The organism is Actinotalea sp. (assembly GCF_035443605.1).
Taxonomy (GTDB): Bacteria; Actinomycetota; Actinomycetes; order Actinomycetales; family Cellulomonadaceae; genus Actinotalea.
Genome location: NZ_DAORSQ010000042.1, coordinates 1 through 16629 on the forward strand (window position 1 = coordinate 1; position 16629 = coordinate 16629).

The 16629-nt window shown below is 74.2% G+C and carries 14 protein-coding genes; 9 read left to right on the top strand and 5 right to left on the bottom strand.

Annotated features, from left to right (window positions below; genetic code table 11):
- From PKY62_RS06500 to PKY62_RS06515, 4 genes are all read left to right on the top strand, one after another.
- The coding region (locus PKY62_RS06500; RefSeq protein WP_324535898.1) for an ABC transporter ATP-binding protein at window positions 1-606 on the top strand (606 nt) is incomplete at its 5' end.
- Window positions 606-1517, top strand: coding sequence for an ABC transporter permease (locus PKY62_RS06505; protein WP_324535899.1), 912 nt, complete (start codon window positions 606-608; stop codon window positions 1515-1517). The genes PKY62_RS06500 and PKY62_RS06505, both read left to right, overlap by 1 nt.
- 74 nt (window positions 1518-1591) lie before the next feature.
- Complete coding sequence (locus PKY62_RS06510) at window positions 1592-2362, top strand: ABC transporter permease (RefSeq protein ID WP_324535915.1); 771 nt, start codon at window positions 1592-1594, stop codon at window positions 2360-2362.
- A gap of 18 nt (window positions 2363-2380) precedes the next feature.
- A complete protein-coding gene (locus tag PKY62_RS06515) occupies window positions 2381-3697 on the top strand; it encodes a saccharopine dehydrogenase family protein (RefSeq protein ID WP_324535900.1) in 1317 nt (438 codons plus the stop codon).
- A gap of 40 nt (window positions 3698-3737) precedes the next feature.
- On the opposite strand, the gene PKY62_RS06520 is transcribed toward PKY62_RS06515, so the two are convergent.
- Both PKY62_RS06520 and gabT read right to left on the bottom strand, forming a co-directional pair.
- Entirely contained in the window at window positions 3738-5144 is a 1407-nt protein-coding gene (locus PKY62_RS06520) for a transaminase (RefSeq protein ID WP_324535901.1), read from the bottom strand.
- A complete protein-coding gene (gene gabT, locus PKY62_RS06525) occupies window positions 5141-6526 on the bottom strand; it encodes a 4-aminobutyrate--2-oxoglutarate transaminase (protein WP_324535902.1) in 1386 nt (461 codons plus the stop codon). Before gabT ends, PKY62_RS06520 begins: the two co-directional genes overlap by 4 nt.
- Before the next feature lie 98 nt (window positions 6527-6624).
- Here gabT and PKY62_RS06530 point away from each other — a divergent pair, with 98 nt between their 5' ends.
- The gene (locus PKY62_RS06530) at window positions 6625-7998 is read left to right on the top strand and encodes a M50 family metallopeptidase (RefSeq protein ID WP_324535903.1); all 1374 of its coding nucleotides are present in this window, start codon (window positions 6625-6627) and stop codon (window positions 7996-7998) included.
- 33 nt (window positions 7999-8031) lie between these two features.
- On the opposite strand, the gene PKY62_RS06535 is transcribed toward PKY62_RS06530, so the two are convergent.
- Complete coding sequence (locus PKY62_RS06535) at window positions 8032-9336, bottom strand: hypothetical protein (protein ID WP_324535904.1); 1305 nt, start codon at window positions 9334-9336, stop codon at window positions 8032-8034.
- Window positions 9337-9519: 183 nt separating this feature from the next.
- Here PKY62_RS06535 and ispG point away from each other — a divergent pair, with 183 nt between their 5' ends.
- The 3 genes from ispG (at window position 9520) to PKY62_RS06550 (ending at window position 12871) form a co-directional block, all read left to right on the top strand.
- On the top strand, window positions 9520-10674 hold the full coding sequence (gene ispG, locus PKY62_RS06540; protein ID WP_324535905.1) for a flavodoxin-dependent (E)-4-hydroxy-3-methylbut-2-enyl-diphosphate synthase: 1155 nt from the start codon (window positions 9520-9522) through the stop codon (window positions 10672-10674).
- 155 nt (window positions 10675-10829) lie between these two features.
- On the top strand, window positions 10830-11702 hold the full coding sequence (locus tag PKY62_RS06545) for a GNAT family N-acetyltransferase (RefSeq protein ID WP_324535906.1): 873 nt from the start codon (window positions 10830-10832) through the stop codon (window positions 11700-11702).
- 233 nt (window positions 11703-11935) lie between these two features.
- Window positions 11936-12871, top strand: a complete 936-nt coding sequence (locus PKY62_RS06550; RefSeq protein ID WP_324535907.1) for a type IV toxin-antitoxin system AbiEi family antitoxin — start codon at window positions 11936-11938, stop codon at window positions 12869-12871.
- A gap of 191 nt (window positions 12872-13062) precedes the next feature.
- Here the strand turns inward: PKY62_RS06550 and PKY62_RS06555 are convergent, their stop codons facing one another.
- Window positions 13063-13926: an Fpg/Nei family DNA glycosylase gene (locus tag PKY62_RS06555; RefSeq protein ID WP_324535908.1), complete on the bottom strand. Its 864-nt coding sequence runs from the start codon at window positions 13924-13926 to the stop codon at window positions 13063-13065.
- A gap of 115 nt (window positions 13927-14041) precedes the next feature.
- Between PKY62_RS06555 and PKY62_RS06560 the strand changes: the two genes are divergently transcribed.
- The gene (locus tag PKY62_RS06560) at window positions 14042-15853 is read left to right on the top strand and encodes a proline--tRNA ligase (protein WP_324535909.1); all 1812 of its coding nucleotides are present in this window, start codon (window positions 14042-14044) and stop codon (window positions 15851-15853) included.
- Between the two features lie 67 nt (window positions 15854-15920).
- Here the strand turns inward: PKY62_RS06560 and PKY62_RS06565 are convergent.
- Window positions 15921-16629 (bottom strand): DUF4439 domain-containing protein (locus PKY62_RS06565; RefSeq protein ID WP_324535910.1); only part of this gene is annotated, 709 nt, incomplete at its 5' end.

Sequence of the window (16629 nt, forward strand, 5' to 3'; positions counted from 1 at the left end):
GAGCTCAAGCGCATCCAGACCGAGGTGGGGCTCACCTTCATCCACGTCACGCACGACCAGGAGGAGGCCATGACGATGGCCGACACGGTCGCGGTGATGAACGAGGGCCGGATCGAGCAGATGGGCTCGCCCGCGGACCTCTACGAGCTGCCCCGCACGGCGTTCGTCGCCAACTTCCTCGGCCAGTCCAACCTGCTGCGCGGCACGGTGCTCGACTCGGGCAAGCTCACCATCGGGGTGGACATCGGCGGGGGCCGGGTCCGGGTGCCCACGCCCCGCGCGGTGAGCACCAGCGGCACGGTGCTCGTCGGCGTGCGGCCGGAGAAGCTTCACCTGGTCCCCGCGGACGAGGACGTCCCGGCCGGCACCAACGTCGTGGGGCCCGGCACCGTGACGGACGTGTCGTTCACCGGGGTGAGCACGCAGTACCTCGTGGAGATCCCCGGTCACGGCACGATGAGCGTGTTCGTCCAGAACATCCTCGGCGGCATCGGCGCCCGCGTGGGCGACCAGGTGCGCCTGGCCTGGGCGATCAAGCACACCTTCGGCCTGGACGGCTCGGACGACGTCAGCGCCGGTGCCGTCGACCTCGACGGGGACGTGTAGTGAGCGTCCTCGCCGGCCTGGGCGGAGCGGCACCCGCCGCCGTCGCGCCCACCCGCCGCGCCCGGAGCGGCGCCTACCTCCTGCTCGCCCCGGGGATGGCCTACCTCGGGCTGTTCTTCGTCGTGCCGGTGGTCGCACTGCTCGCCACGTCGCTCTACGTCCCCGTCCCGGGCGGCGACGTCGGCCAGTTCCAGCCGGCCTTCGAGTGGCGCAACTACGTCGAGGCCGTGACGACCTACTGGCCGCAGATGGTCCGCTCGTTCTCCTACGCGCTCATCGCGACGGTCGCGGCGCTGCTCATCGGCTACCCGATGGCCTACGTCATCGCCGTGCGCGCGCGGGGCCGGACGTTCCTGCAGGGCATGCTCCTCGTGCTGGTCATCGCGCCGTTCTTCACCAGCTTCATCCTGCGCACGATCGCGTGGAAGCAGATCCTCGCCGACGAGTCGCTCGTCGTGGCGGTCATGCGGGCGGTCTCGCTGCTGCCGCCGGACGGCCGTCTCACCGCGACGTCGTTCGCCGTCGTCTCCGGTCTGACATACAACTTCCTGCCGTTCATGACCCTGCCCATCTACGCCAGCCTCGAGCGGCTGGACCCGCGGCTCATGGAGGCCGGCGCGGACCTGTACGCCAACGGCCCGACGACCTTCTGGAAGGTCACGCTGCCCCTGTCGATGCCGGGCGTGGTCTCCGGCACCCTGCTGACCTTCATCCCCGCATCGGGCGACTACGTCAACTCCGTGCTGCTCGGCAACAACACGACCACGATGATCGGGCAGGCCATCGACTCGCGGTTCTTCAAGGTGAGCGACTACCCGACGGCCGCGGCGCTGTCCGTCATCCTCATGGTGGCCATCCTGGGCCTGGTCAGCGCGTACGTGCGGCGCGCCGGGACGGAGGACCTCCTGTGAGCGCCGTCGTCGGGACCGCCACGCCCACCAGGAGCACCGGGACGACCCGGCGCCCGCGCTGGCGCCTCGGCGAGATGATCGTGCCGGTCTTCGCGGCGCTGGCGTTCGTCTACCTGCTCGTGCCGATCGCCTACACGGTCGCGTTCTCGTTCAACGACGCTGGCCGCACCAACCTCGTGTGGCGCGGGTTCACCCTGGACAACTGGGCCAACCCGTGCGGCGCACCGCGCGTCTGCGAGGCCTTCGTCAACTCGCTGCAGGTCGGGGCGATCGCCACCGTGGTCTCGACCGTGCTCGGCACGCTCATCGCGCTGGCGCTGGTGCGCTACCGGTTCCGCGGCCGCGCGCTCGCCAACCTGCTGATCTTCCTGCCGATGTCCACCCCCGAGGTGGTGCTCGGCGCGGCCCTGCTCGCGCAGTTCCTCAGCCTGCGGATCAACCCCGGGTTCACCACGGTGGTCGTCGCGCACGTGATGTTCTGCATCAGCTTCGTCGTCGTGACCGTCAAGGCGCGGGTGGCCAGCCTGGACCCCCGGCTCGAGGAGGCGGCAGCCGACCTCTACGCCGGCCCCTTCCAGGCCTTCTGGCGCGTGACCTTCCCGCTGCTGCTGCCCGGCATCGCCGCCGCCGCCCTGCTGGCGTTCTCGCTGAGCTTCGACGACTTCATCATCACGAACTTCAACTCGGGCAGCTTCGTCACGTTCCCCAAGTTCGTCTACGTCTCGGCCACGCGCGGCATCCCGCCGCAGGCCAACGTCATCGGGTCGGCCATGTTCGCCCTCGCGCTGCTGCTCGTCATCGGCGCGCAGGTGGTCGGGTCAGCCCGACGACGCCAGCACCGCTGACCCACCGAAGGAGCACGCATGCGGATCCTCGTCGTCGGCAGCGGGGGCGTCGGGGACGCCGTCGCCAGGATCGCCGCGCGCAGGGACTTCTTCGACCTGCTCGTCATGGCGGACCACGACCTCGCGCGCGCCGAGCGGACGGTCGCGGCGGTCGTGGCCCACCCCGACTCGCGCGCACCCGAGCGCTTCGTGGCCGCGCGCGTGGACGCCTCGGATGCTGCCGCGGTCACCGCCCTGGCGCGCGAGCACGGCGTCACGCACGTGCTCAACGCGGTCGACCCGCGCTTCGTGCTGCCCGTGTTCGGCGGGGCGCTGGCGGCCGGTGCGGACTACCTCGACATGGCGATGTCCCTGTCCCGGCCGCACCCGACCGAGCCGTACGCGCTGCCCGGCGTCACGCTGGGCGAGGAGCAGTTCGCGCGGGCCGGCGAGTGGGTCGCGGCGGGCCGGCTCGCGCTCGTGGGGATGGGCGTCGAGCCGGGCCTGTCCGACGTCTTCGCGCGGTACGCGTCGGACCACCTGTTCTCGCGGATCACCGAGCTCGGCACGCGCGACGGCGCCAACCTCGTGGTGCTGGGCGACGACGGCGAGCCCGTCTTCGCGCCGTCGTTCTCCATCTGGACCACGATCGAGGAGTGCCTCAACCCGCCGGTCATCTGGGAGAAGGCGCGCGCGGATGCCGCCGGCACCCTCGAGGGCGGCTGGTACACCGTGCCGGCCTTCCACGAGCCGGAGGTCTTCGACTTCCCCGGCGGGATCGGCCCCGTCGAGTGCGTGCACGTCGAGCACGAGGAGGTGCTCCTCATGCCGCGCTTCCTCGACGCCGAGAAGGTGACGTTCAAGTACGGGCTCGGCGAGGAGTTCATCGCCGTGCTGCGCACGCTGCACACGCTGGGCCTGGACCGCACGGCACCGGTCGGCGTGCGCTCGGCCGACCCGGCTGCCCCGGGCGCCGTGCGGGTCAGCCCGCGCGACGTCGTGGCCGCATGCCTGCCGGACCCGGCCACCCTGGGCGAGCGGATGAGCGGCGCCACGTGCGCCGGGGTGCTCGTGACGGGCACGGGCACGGACGGCGCCCCGCGCGAGGTCTACCTGCACCACGTGGTCGACAACGCGTGGTCGATGGAGCACTACGGCGCGCAGTGCGTGGTGTGGCAGACGGCGATCAACCCCGTCGTCGCCCTCGAGCTGCTCTCGTCCGGCACCTGGTCGGCGACGGGCGTGCTGGGGCCGGAGGCGTTCGACGCGGTGCCCTTCCTCGAGCTGCTGGCCGCCCCGGCACCGGCGGGCTACGGCTCGCCGTGGGGCCTGCAGGAGCGACCGGTCCGCGCCTGATCACCCGGGCGGCCCGGTGGGCCCGGGTGATCGGCGCGCCTCAGCCCGTCAGCGCGGCGGTGGCCTCGGCGAACGCCGCGGTGTGCGCGTCGACGTCGGCCCGCGTGGTCGCCGGGCTCATGAGCGCCATGTTGTGGAACGGCGTGAGCAGCACGCGGCGGTTCAGCGCCTGCAGGTGCAGGTACTGCTGCAGCGGGAAGTCGTCCGCCGCGCCCGCCTCGGCGCCGTCGTGCGGCGGCTCGGGCGAGAACGCGTACTCGGCGCGCGCCCCCAGCTGCGTGACGTGCCACGGCAGGCCCGTCGCATCGAGCACGCCCTGCACGCCCTGCGTCCAGGCGGTCGCGAGGTCGGTCATCCGGACGAAGGCCCCGTCGGTGAGGACCTCGGCCAGGGTCGCGCGGGTCGCGGCCATCGACAGCGCGTTGCCGGCCAGCGTGCCGCCGACACCGCCGACGTCGATGTCCTCCAGCTCGATCGCGTCGGTGACCTGCCGGGAGATCGCCCCGGTCATCCCGAAGGCAGCGACGGGCACGCCGCCGCCGATCGTCTTGCCGACCACGAGGGCGTCCGGGTCGAGGTCCCAGGCCACGGTCGCGCCGCCCGGTCCCGTGCACAACGTGTGGGTCTCGTCGATGATCAGCCAGGTGCCGTGCTCGCGGGTCAGGCGCCGCAGCTCCTCGTGGTAGCCCGGGTCGGGCAGCACGATGCCGATGTTGGTCATCGCTGGCTCGAGCAGCACGGCCGCGACGGTGCCCGTGGCGAGCGCGGCCTCGAGCGCGGCGAGGTCGTTGAACGGCAGCACGGCCGTGGTCAGCGTCGGCGGCACGGGTGCGCCGATGTTCCCGCGCCGCTCGACCACGCCGCCGGCCGCGTCGAGGGTCGCGAAGGCCTCGTCGACCGAGCCGTGGTAGCAGCCGTCGATCACGGCCACCCGGGGGCGACCGGTGACGTGCCGGGCGTAGCGCAGCAGGTGCCGGTTGGCGTCGGTCGCGGTGAGCGTGAACTGCCACTGCGTCAGCGCGGGTGCGCGCGCGCCGGCGAACCGCCGGGTGAGCTCCGCGGCGACCACCGCGGCGTCGGGGCCGGGGAGCATCGTCGTCAGCCCGCGGGCCACCTGCTCGGTCACGGCGCGGACGGTCGGCGCGGGGGAGTGGCCGGTCATCGCGCCCGTGTCCCCGAGGCACAGGTCGACGTGGTCGAGGCCGTCCGCGCACGTGAAGTGCGCCCCGCGCGCCGCCGTGACGTGCACCGGGAAGCCGCCCGGCCACTTCGCCATCCAGCTCATCGGCACGCCCAGCGGCATGTGCTCGCGGCCGCGCTCGGCCAGGGCTGCGCACGCCGGGTGGTCGGCGACGAACCGCGCCGTCTCGGCTGCGGTGAGCGCGGCGAGGCGCTCGCGGTCGACCGGACCGGGCGCCCCCGCGCCGGCGGGACCAGGAGCCGTCATCGGGCGACCGCCCCGGCCTGCTCGAGCACGGCGGTGGCGAGCACGTCGAGGCCCTCGGCCAGCAGCTCGAGGTCGATGACCAGCGGCGGCAGCAGCCGCAGCACGTTGCCGTAGGTGCCGCACGTCAGCACGAGGACGCCCTGCTGGGCGCACTGGCGGGCCACCCGGCCCGCCAGCGCGGCGTCGGGCTCGAGCGTCCCCGGTCGGACCAGCTCGATGGCCTGCATCGCCCCCCGGCCGCGGACCTCGGCGACCTGGGGCGCCCGCTCCGCCAGCGCGGTGAGGCGCGAGACGGCGAGCTCCTCGATCCGCCGGGCCGCGCCGGCCAGGTCGGCGTGCTCGTAGAGGTCGATGGCGGCGAGGGCCGCGGCGCACGCGACGGGGTTGCCGCCGTACGTCCCGCCGAGCCCGCCGCCGTGCACGGCGTCCATGAGCTCGGCTCGCCCGGTCACGGCGGCGAGCGGCAGGCCGCCCGCGATGCCCTTGGCGGTCGTGATGAGGTCGGGCACCACGCCCTCGTGCTCGCACGCGAACATCAGTCCGGTCCGCGCGAAGCCGGTCTGGATCTCGTCGGCGACGAAGACGACGCCATGCTCGGTGCACCAGCGCGACAGCGCGGCGAGGAAGCCCGGCGCGGGGACGACGAAGCCGCCCTCGCCGAGGATCGGCTCGACCACGAGCGCCGCCACCTGGTCGGCGCCCACCTGCTTGTCGATCATCGTCGTGGCGCGCGCCGCGGCCTGCTCGCCGGTGATCGGCGCAGGCTCGCGCAGCGGGTAGGACGCGGGCACCCGGTACACCTCGCCGGCGAACGGCCCGAAGCCCGTCTTGTACGGCATGGCCTTGGCCGTCATCGCCATGGTGAGGTTGGTGCGCCCGTGGTAGGCGTGGTCGAGCACGACGACGGCGCTGCGGCCCGTCGCCCGCCGCGCGATCTTCACCGCGTTCTCGACCGCCTCGGCGCCCGAGTTGACGAGCACGCTGCGCTTGGCGTGGTCCCCGGGGGTGAGCCGGGCCAGCGCCTCGCACACGGCGACGTAGCCCTCGTACGGCGCCACCATGAAGCACGTGTGGGTGAAGGCCGCGGCCTGGTCGGCCACCGCGCGGGCGACGGCGGGCGCGGCGTTGCCGACGCCCGTCACGGCGATCCCGGACGCGAGGTCGATGAAGGAGTTGCCGTCCACGTCGACGATGACGCCGCCGCCAGCGCGCTCGACGTAGACGGGCAGCACGCTGGAGACCCCGGCGGCGACGACGGCGGCCCGGCGGGCGGCGATCGCCTGCGACGCCGGACCCGGCACGGCCGTGACGAGCGCGCGGCGCTGCGGCAGGCCCTCGGGGATGAGGTGCGCACGGTCTCGGGATGCGGAATCAGGTGCCATGGCGTGATCCTAGTGTGCAGATGCCCCGTCTCCCAGGTCTCCGCACCCGTTTTTCGTAGTGCCGTGCGCGGGCGGGCCGGCTCCCAGGGACCCGGGGGATGATGGTGCCCAGGACGGGCCGGGACGCGGCCGACGGACGGAGAGGCACGACGCTCATGGACTACCTGCTCGGGGTGCTCGTGCTCGTGCTCGGGCTGCTCGCCTCGATCGCGCTGCACGAGATCGGTCACCTGCTGCCGGCCAAGCGCTTCGGCGTCCGGGTCAGCCAGTACATGGTCGGCTTCGGCCCCACGCTGTGGTCGCGCACGCGGGGCGAGACCGAGTACGGGCTCAAGGCCGTCCCGCTCGGCGGCTACGTGCGCCTCATCGGGATGTACCCCCCGGCGGACGTCGTGTCGCAGCGTCCGCGGGCCGGTCGCTTCGCCGAGCTCATCGATGCCGCGCGCGCCGCGAGCGCCGAGGAGATCCGGCCCGGTGAGGACCACCGCGCGTTCTACCGGCTGTCCGCGCCGAAGAAGGTCGTCGTCATGCTGGGCGGGCCGATGATGAACCTGCTCATCGCCGTGGTGCTCATCGCCGTGGTGCTCGTCGGCTTCGGCGTCCCCGGTGGCTCGACGACCACCGTCGCCCAGGTGGTCCCGTGCGTGCTGCCCGTGGACGCGGCGGCGCGCGAGTGCACGGCGGACGACCCGGCGACCCCCGCGTCCGCCGCGGGGCTGGAGCCCGGCGACGTGCTGCTCAGCTACGGCGGCGTGGCCATCGAGACGTGGGAGCAGGCGCAGGAGGCGATCCGCTCCACGCCGGGGACGGACATCCCCGTGGTCGTCGAGCGGAACGGCGCGGAGGTGACCCTTGCCGTCAGCCCGGTGCTCACCGAGCGCCCCGTGCTCGACGAGGACGGCGCCGTGGTGCTCGACGCCGCGGGCGAGGTCGTCACGGAGCCCGCGCGCTTCCTCGGCCTGGCGCCGAGCGCCGCGATCGAGCGGCAGCCGTGGTCGGCGGTGCCCTCGACGGTCGGCACGGCCGTGTGGCAGACCGCGAGGATCGTCGTGACGCTGCCCGTCGCGCTGGTCGACGTCGGCCGGGCGACCCTGGGCCTGCAGGAGCGCGACGCGAGCTCCGTCGTCGGCGTGGTCGGGATCGGCCGGGTCGCCGGGCAGATCGCCGCGGCCGAGGGGGTCGGGATCGGCTGGGCCCAGCGGACCTCCGACCTGCTCGGCCTGCTGGCCTCGCTCAACATCGCCCTGTTCGTCTTCAACCTCATCCCGTTGGTCCCGCTCGACGGCGGGCACGTGGCGGGCGCCCTCTGGGAGGGCGCGCGCCGTCAGGTCGCGCGCTGGCGTGGCCTGCCACGGCCGGCACCGGCGGACATGGCCCGCATGGTCCCGCTGGCCTACGGCGTGTTCGTCGTGTTCGCCGTCATGGGGGTGCTGCTCATCGTCGCGGACATCGCCGCCCCGGTGACGTTCTGAGGGCGACGTGGTGAGCCGGTGTGCTCCGCGGCGTCAGCGCCCGGCGCCGGCCCACTGCTGGGCGAGAGCGTGCACATGGGACGGGTCGCCGGCCAGCGACCACGGCCACGGGTCGAGGAACTCCGCGGTGCGGGCCAGGTGCTGGCGGGCCGCGACGCGGTCGCGCGCCAACCAGTAGAAGAAGGCGAGCGTGTTGTGCGCCTTGGCCTGGTTGACCGGCGAGGCGCCGCCGGGGCCCGCCTGCCAGCGCGCGACGACGGCATCCACCTCGGCCCGGGTCGCGGGGTCGGCGATGTAGCGGTCGGCCTGGGCCGGGGAGCGCTCGGCCAGCGACAGGTAGTGCTCGATGTGCGCGGTGACCAGCACCATCGCCAGGGCGCTGCCCGGTGGCGCTTCGGCGGCCGCTGCGCGGGCGCACGCGAACATCTCCTCCGCCGAGCCGAACCACTTGTGGCAGCGGTACTGCAGCTCCGCCTCGCGCCCGCCCTGGTGCAGCGGGGCGATGGCGTACAGCGCGCGCGTACGGGCCTCGAGCTCGTCGGTGTCGACCTGCTGGCCGCGTGCCATCTCGACGAGCACGGCCCGCGGGCTCGGGTCGGTCGGGTCGTTGTCGACGGCCTCCCGGGAGATCTCCTCGGCCTCCTCGAGCGCGGCGAGGAACGCCTGGACGTTGCGCGGCTCCCAGTCCGGCCCGCGCAGCTCCCACGCCCGGCGCACGGCCAGCGTCGCGCGCACGGCCTGCGCGTTGGGGTCGGTGGGCCTGGCGGTGAGCCACGCGTCCAGCCACCGCGAGCGGCGCAGCCCGTGGATGGCGAGGACGGTGATCCGGCCGTAGCGCGCGTCGTGGTCCACCGATGCGGCGAGCAGCTCCGCCGCGGGCCGCCACTCGCCCCGGTCCGTCGCCGCTCGGGCGACCGCCAGGTCGACGTCGTCCAGCGCGGGGTCGGGTTCGATGAACAGCTCTGGCGCGGGCTCCTCGAGCGCCGACCTGTCCTCCGTGGCGACCTGCACGACGATCCGCGCGACGCGCGTTCCCGTCAGCGCGAGCAGCCCGAGGCCCACCACCCACGCCAACGCCCACGCGAGCGGCGAGGTGCGGCCCACGGCAGCCACCGTCAGCAGGTCGACCATCGCGCCGAGGCTGACGAGGGCGCCGACGTAGGCGACGACGAGGCCCTGGGTGCGGCCGCCGGCGGGCGTGAACCACCAGGGGGCGTCCTCGCGCAGGCCGAGCCACGAGGCCATCCGGGTGCTCGCGACGGCCATGACGAGCAGGCCGACGAGCACCGTGACGGCAGCACCGATCAGCACGTAGCCGGCCGGCGAGTCGAGGTCCACCTCCGGATGGTGCCAGAGAGGGCGCAGGGCGGGACAGGCGCAGTAGGCCACCCGGGTGACCCGGGGTGCTCCGGGCCGTCGTCGGCCGTGGGGCGGACGAGCGACCCGGGCCGTGCGCCGCCCGTGCGCGGCACCCTCGTGGCACGAGCGGCCCCTCGGCAAGGATCGGGGGATACTGGCCCGGTGAGCATCCCCATCAGCCTCGGCATGCCGGCCGCCCCGCCCCCCGTCCTCGCCCCGCGTCGGCCCACCCGCAAGATCCGGGTGGGCTCGCTCGAGGTCGGCGGCGACGCCCCCGTGTCCGTGCAGTCGATGACGACCACCAAGACGACGGACATCAACGCGACCCTGCAGCAGATCGCCGAGCTGACCGCAGCAGGCTGCGACATCGTCCGCGTGGCCTGCCCCACCGAGGACGATGCCGCCGCGCTGCCGGTCATCGCGAAGAAGTCGCAGCTCCCGGTCATCGCCGACATCCACTTCCAGCCGAAGTACGTCTTCGCCGCCATCGACGCCGGGTGCGCGGCCGTCCGGGTCAACCCGGGCAACATCCGCAAGTTCGACGACCAGGTCGCCGACATCGCCCGCGCCGCGTCGGATGCCGGGGTGTCGATCCGGATCGGCGTCAACGCCGGGTCGCTCGACAAGCGGCTGCTCGAGAAGTACGGCAAGGCGACCCCGGAGGCGCTCGTGGAGTCCGCCGTGTGGGAGGCCTCGCTCTTCGAGGAGCACGACTTCCACGACTTCAAGATCTCCGTCAAGCACAACGACCCGGTGATCATGGTGCGCGCGTACGAGCTGCTGTCCGAGCGCGGCGACTGGCCGCTGCACCTCGGCGTCACCGAGGCAGGGCCGGCGTTCCAGGGCACGATCAAGTCGGCCACCGCCTTCGGCGCGCTGCTCAGCCAGGGGATCGGGGACACCATCCGGGTCTCGCTGTCCGCGCCGCCCGTCGAGGAGGTCAAGGTCGGCATCCAGATCCTGCAGGCCCTCAACCTGCGGCCCCGCAAGCTGGAGATCGTCTCGTGCCCCTCGTGCGGACGCGCGCAGGTGGACGTGTACTCCCTGGCCGAGCGGGTCACCGCCGGGCTGGAGGGGCTCGAGGTCCCGCTGCGGGTGGCCGTGATGGGCTGCGTCGTCAACGGTCCGGGCGAGGCGCGTGAGGCGGACCTGGGCGTGGCATCCGGCAACGGCAAGGGGCAGATCTTCGTCAAGGGCGAGGTCGTGGCGACCGTGCCGGAGTCGAGGATCGTCGAGACGCTCATCGAGCAGGCGCTGCTCATCGCCGCGACCATGGAGCCCGTCGAGGGCGCCGGGCCGGTGGTGCAGGTCTCCTGACCGACGGTCCGGGTCTCGTGGACGGCGTGCCGGGTCTCGTGGAGTGCGGTCCGGGTCTCGTGGACGGGGCGTCAGGTCCGGCGGTCGGGGTCCCGCGTCTGCTGACCGGCGCGAGCCGCCGACCGGCGGGCGGGACGGTGGTGCACAATCGCCGCATGGGTCTGTGGCGCACGGAGGCACCAGCCCGCGGGGTCGTCACGGATGTGGACCTGCGCGAGGCCGCCCGCCTGTGCGCCGTCGACCCCGTGGTCTCCGTGCTCGCCGCGTCGCGGATCGAGGCGGCTCTGGCGAGCGGTGCGCGCACCGCAGGGCGTGCGGCATGGGGCCTCGAGCGGGGTGGCCGGCTCGTGGCCCTGTGCTGGGTGGGCGCCAACCTCGTCCCGGTGTGCGACCCCGCCGACGACGAGGCGCTCGACGCGTTCGCGTCGGCGGCCCTGCGGCAGGGTCGGCGCTGCTCGTCGATCGTCGGGGACGCGCCGGTGGTGCTCGACCTGTGGAAGCGCCTGCGCCCGTCGTGGGGCGAGGCCCGTGAGGTGCGCGCCGACCAGCCGTCCATGGTGATCGACCACGCGCCGCTCGTGACCCCCGACCCGGCCGTCCGCCGCAGCGTGCCGGCCGACCTCGGGGTCCTCATGCCGGCCTGCGTGCAGATGTTCATCGAGGAGGTCGGCTACTCCCCGTTGGAGGCCGGTCCCGGCGCGTACGAGGCACGTGTGCGCGGGCTGGTCGAGGACCACCGCTCGTTCGTCCGGGTCGCCGAGCGCGACGGCGGGCCGGCGGTGTCCTTCAAGGCGGAGCTCGGGGCCGTGAGTGCCGCGGTCGCGCAGGTCCAGGGCGTGTGGGTGGCACCGGACCGACGGCGCGGGGGCCTGGCGACGGCCGGGATGGCCGCCGTCGTCGCCGAGACGCTCGCGACGGTGGCGCCGACCGTCTCGCTCTACGTCAACCACTACAACACCGGCGCCCTCATCGCCTACGAGCGGGTGGGCTTCCGTCAGGTCGGCACGTACGCGACCGTCCTGTTCTGACCGCGGCTCGTCCGGCGCCCCGGCGCGGCGCCGCCGGGCGAGCACTTCCGCAGAGTGCGAACCTGCAGCGGAAGGCGAACTCCAGGAGTTCGCCTTCCGCTGCAGGTTCGCAGCACCGGGGCTGGTGCAGGCCCGGGAAGCGGTCGTCCACAGGCCAGGGGGAAGTCGTGCATCGTCCCCAGGGTGGGCGGCACCCCACCGTCGAGAAGGCGCTGGTCCCGCACGCTGGTGCGATGGTCGATGGGCCGGCGGTGCAGATACCCACGGGTGTCCACCTGCGCAGCGGACTCATGTCCATGCTCATGACGGACCGCGAGATCCGACGGCTGGTGCTCGAGGGCGAACTGGCCAGGCTCCATCGGGGGGCGTATGTCGCCGGTCCCTCGCCGCTGGACTCCGGCGCACGGTATGCCGCACGGGTCGAGGCGCTGGTGCGGTCGCACGAGGGCACCGGGGATCGACTCGTCCTGGCGGGCCCTGCAGCGCTCACCAGGTACGGGCTGCCGTTGTTCGGCCGTCCGCCCGAGCAGATTCACCTCGCCAAGCGCCGGACCGGCGGCAGAGCCGCGCGAGGGATGACTGTCGCCATCGGCGAGCTGCCGGTCGACGAGCGCCGCACGGTCGCAGGGATCGAGGTGGCATCCCCGGCGCGTGCGGCACTGGACACCGCGAGGCTCCACACGCTCGTCGCTGGACTCGCGGCCGCGGACGCCGGCCTCCGGACCGGCCTGATGTCGATGCGTGACCTGACCGTCTCAGCCGACCGGATGCCGCGTCTCAAGGGCGTCGAGCGGGCGCGGAGGGTCACGGACCTGGCCCACGCCGGCTCGCAGAGCCCGGGGGAGTCGTGGAGCGCGCTGGTCCTTGACCAGGTGGGCGTCCCGCGCCCTCAACGCCAGGCGGAGTTCCGCGACGGACGCGGACTGGCGGGCCGGGTCGACTTCTGGTGGCCGGAGCATCGAACGGTCGGTGAGTTCGACGGACGGGTCAAGTACGGTCGCCGGACCCCGTGGGGTCAGCTGGGTCAGGACGCCCTGTGGGCCGAGAAGCTGCGCGAAGACCGTCTCCGCGATCTCGGACTCGCGGTGGTGCGCTGGACGATGGCTGACCTCGGTCGACCGGAGGACCTGCGAGCCCGGATCGAGCGCGCCTTCGCCCGCCAGCACTGACCGCCCGGCCGCCTCGCCACCGTCGTCGGCGCCCGCGTCCCGCTCGCCCCGGTCCCATGCACCGCTAACCACGGCCCTTACTGCGAACAACGGCGTGGAGTGCGAACTCCGGGAGTTCGCACTTCGCTGTTGGTTCGCACTTCGCTGTTGGTTCTCACTCCGGGGCGGGATGCGCGGCGTGCCCGCGGGTGTCAGCGCAGGAGGCGGGACATCCGGCGGTCGGCCAGGGGATGGCCACCCGTCTGGCACGTGGGGCAGTACTGCAGGGCGGAGTCGGCGAAGGAGACCTCCCGGACCGTGTCGCCGCACACCGGGCACGCGAGGCCCGCGCGGCCGTGCACCTGCATGCCGCGGCGCTTGGCGTCCTTCAGCTCCGCCGCGGGCCGCCCGCTCGCCGAGTCGAGCGCACCGGTGAGCACCTCGCGCACGACGGCGTGCAGGCGCGCGACCGCGGCCGCGTCGAGCGACCGGGACAGGGTGAAGGGGCTCATCTGCGCGGCGTGCAGGATCTCGTCCGAGTACGCGTTGCCGATCCCGGCGATCTGCCGCTGGTCGCGCAGCAGGCCCTTGACCTGCTGGTTGCGCGCCGCGGCGAGCTCCGCCAGCCGCGCGACCGTGAAGTGCGGACCCAGCGGGTCCACGCCGAGCGAGGCGACCATGGGCACGGCGGCCGGGTCGGTGACGACGTGCACCGCCAGCCGCTTGCGGGTCCCGTACTCGGTGAGGTCGAAGCCGGCGCCGTCGTCGAACCGGACGCGCAGCGCCAGCGGGGATCGGCCCGGGCGCACCGGCGTCGTCGGTGCCTGATCCGACCAACGCACCCAGCCGGCGCGGGAGAGGTGCCACACGAGGTGCAGGCCGCCGTCGACCGCGAGGTCGAGCCACTTGCCGTGCCGCGTGACGCCGACGACGGCGCGGCCCACGAGGGCGTCGAGCGGCGGCACGGCCGTCTTGAGCGCGCTGATGTCGCCCACGGCGACGGAGGTCACGGTGCGGCCCGACGCGCGCCCGGCGAGGAACCGGGCGAGCGCCTCGACCTCGGGCAGCTCTGGCACCCGCCCATCGTGCACCGGCGACCCACCCCGGGCCAGGGGAGCGGCGGGGCCACGTCCCCCGGTGCGGGTCGCCGCCGCCCAGGACCCTCCCGCGGCCGCCAGTAGGCTGGCGCCCATGCTGATGCGGATGTCGACCCTGTTCGTGCGGACCCTGCGCGAGGACCCGGTGGACGCCGAGGTCCCCAGCCACCGCCTCCTCGTGCGCGCCGGCTACATCCGCCGCGCGGCCCCGGGCATCTACACGTGGCTGCCGCTGGGCCTCAAGGTGCTGGCCAAGGTCGAGCGCGTCGTCCGCGAGGAGATGGACGCCATCGGCGCCCAGGAGGTGCACTTCCCGGCCCTGCTGCCCCGCGAGCCCTACGAGGCGACGGGGCGCTGGACCGAGTACGGGCCCAACCTCTTCCGGCTCAAGGACCGCCGCGAGGGCGACTACCTGCTCGCGCCCACGCACGAGGAGGTCTTCACGCTCCTGGTCAAGGACCTGTACTCCTCGTACAAGGACCTGCCGCTCGCGCTCTACCAGATCCAGACCAAGTACCGCGACGAGGCCCGTCCCCGCGCCGGTCTGCTCCGCGGACGCGAGTTCATCATGAAGGACGCGTACTCCTTCGACGTCGACGACGCAGGCCTGGACGCCGCGTACCTGCGTCAGCGTGAGGCGTACCAGCGCATCTTCACGCGCCTCGGGCTCGAGTTCGTCATCGTCTCGGCGATGTCGGGCGCGATGGGCGGCTCGCGCAGCGAGGAGTTCCTCATGCCGACGCCGATCGGGGAGGACACCTTCGTCCGCTCGGCCGGCGGCTACGCGGCGAACGTCGAGGCCGTCACCACCCCGGTGCCCGCGGCGCTGCCGTACGACGACGCCCCGGCGGCGCACGTCGAGGACACCCCGGACACCCCGACGATCGACTCCCTCGTCGCGCTCGCCAACGCGCGGTTCGCGCGTCCCGACCGTGCGTGGACGGCAGCGGACACCCTCAAGAACGTCGTGGTCGCGACCACGGCTCCCGACGGCACGCGCGAGCTCGTCGTGGTCGGGCTGCCCGGCGACCGTGAGGTGGACCTGTCCCGGCTCGAGGCGGCGCTGTCCCCGGCGGCGGTCGAGGCCGCGGGTGACGCCGACTTCGCCGCGCACCCCGAGCTCGTCAAGGGCTACATCGGCCCCGGCGCGCTGGGCCGGGTCAACACCGGCAGCGAGACGGCCGTGCGCTACCTGCTCGACCCGCGCGTGGTGCCCGGCACCCGCTGGATCACGGGTGCGGACCAGCACGGCCGGCACGTGTTCGACCTCGTCGCGGGGCGGGACTTCACCGCAGACGGGACGGTCGAGGCCGCCGAGGTGCGCGCCGGCGACCTCGCGCCGGACGGTTCCGGACCGCTCGAGCTCGCACGCGGGATCGAGATCGGCCACATCTTCGCGCTGGGGCGCAAGTACGCCGACGCGCTCGGCCTCAAGGTGCTCAACGAGAACGGCAAGGCCGTGACGGTGACGATGGGCTCCTACGGGATCGGTGTCTCGCGCGCCGTCGCAGCGCTCGCCGAGACCCACCATGACGGCGCGGGTCTGGCGTGGCCGGCCGGGGTCGCACCGGCGCACGTGCACGTCGTCGCCACGGGCAAGGACGATGCGGTCTTCGCGGCGTGCGAGGAGCTGGCCACCGACCTGCACGGCCAGGGCCTCGAGGTGCTCTACGACGACCGTCCGAAGGTCTCGCCCGGCGTGAAGTTCGCCGATGCGGAGCTGCTCGGCGTGCCCGTGCTCGTGGTGGTCGGCCGGAGCCTGGCCGAGGGGGTCGTCGAGGTGCGGCTGCGCCGCTCGGCCGACGCCGGCCTGCCCGCCGGTGAGCGTCCTGAGGCAGAGCGGGTGCCCGTGGCGGATGCCGCGGAGCGGATCGGCGAGCTCGTCGCGGGCCTGCTGGAGGCCTGAGCCGTCCGGCCGGCGGCGGGTCGGGTGCCGGACCGCCCCTTCGTGGTTCGCCGGCCCCCGCGCCGGGTCAGCCGGTGGTCTGCTCCGGCAGGCCGGGGAACGTCGGGACGACGCCGGTCTGCCCCAGGGCGGCCGCCGCGGCGTCCGCGAGCCCGTCGAGCAGCGGGCCGCGCGCGCCGGGGTCGGCCGACGCGACCAGTGTCGCGTAGTCCTGCGCGATCCCGGTCTCGAGCGCGCCCAGCACGGCCGTGACCCGCGACGGGTCGGTCGCGGGGTCGAGGAGCTCCGCCGGCAGGGCGTAGGCGGCGCGGCGGGGGTCGAGCCCGGTCCCGGCGAGCGCGCCCGCCACGGCCCAGGCCTCCGCGCGGTCCCGGTGCTGCGCCGCGCGGGTCGCGGCGGCGGCACGGGCCTCGTCGTCCGAGCGAGCCGCCACGACCTCCCACGCCAGGCCGAGGGCGTCCTCCGCCTGGACGAGCGCGGTGACCTCGGCGGCGCCGAGGCCGGCCGGCACCGAGGCGGGCACGGTGAACGACGTGGTGGGCACGGGCTGGCCGGTCGCCGCCGCGAGCACCTGCGCGTGCAGCGTGCGGCCGACGGCGATCCCGGCGAGCAGCCGGGCGAGCGGGGCGTCGGCCAGCGCGTCGGCATCGGCCCGCGCGCTCGCGGCGGTGGTCTGCAGCAGCGCGAGGACGTCCGCCGCCACGGGGATCGGCGGCGGCGTGGGGCTCGCCGTCGCGGTGGCGTCGGCGGCCGAGCCGGCAGACGACGGGGCCGCC

What these genes read in the sequence shown, in the direction of transcription:
- PKY62_RS06550 (WP_324535907.1), top strand. Translation starts at nt 11,936, where the DNA reads ATGGTCGATGGGCCGGCGGTGCAGATACCCACGGGTGTCCACCTGCGC.
- PKY62_RS06560 (WP_324535909.1), top strand. Translation starts at nt 14,042, where the DNA reads ATGCTGATGCGGATGTCGACCCTGTTCGTGCGGACCCTGCGCGAGGAC.
- PKY62_RS06510 (WP_324535915.1), top strand. Translation starts at nt 1,592, where the DNA reads ATGATCGTGCCGGTCTTCGCGGCGCTGGCGTTCGTCTACCTGCTCGTG.
- PKY62_RS06530 (WP_324535903.1), top strand. Translation starts at nt 6,625, where the DNA reads ATGATGGTGCCCAGGACGGGCCGGGACGCGGCCGACGGACGGAGAGGC.
- gabT (WP_324535902.1), bottom strand. Translation starts at nt 6,526, where the DNA reads ATGGCACCTGATTCCGCATCCCGAGACCGTGCGCACCTCATCCCCGAG.
- PKY62_RS06545 (WP_324535906.1), top strand. Translation starts at nt 10,830, where the DNA reads ATGGGTCTGTGGCGCACGGAGGCACCAGCCCGCGGGGTCGTCACGGAT.
- PKY62_RS06520 (WP_324535901.1), bottom strand. Translation starts at nt 5,144, where the DNA reads ATGACGGCTCCTGGTCCCGCCGGCGCGGGGGCGCCCGGTCCGGTCGAC.
- PKY62_RS06515 (WP_324535900.1), top strand. Translation starts at nt 2,381, where the DNA reads ATGCGGATCCTCGTCGTCGGCAGCGGGGGCGTCGGGGACGCCGTCGCC.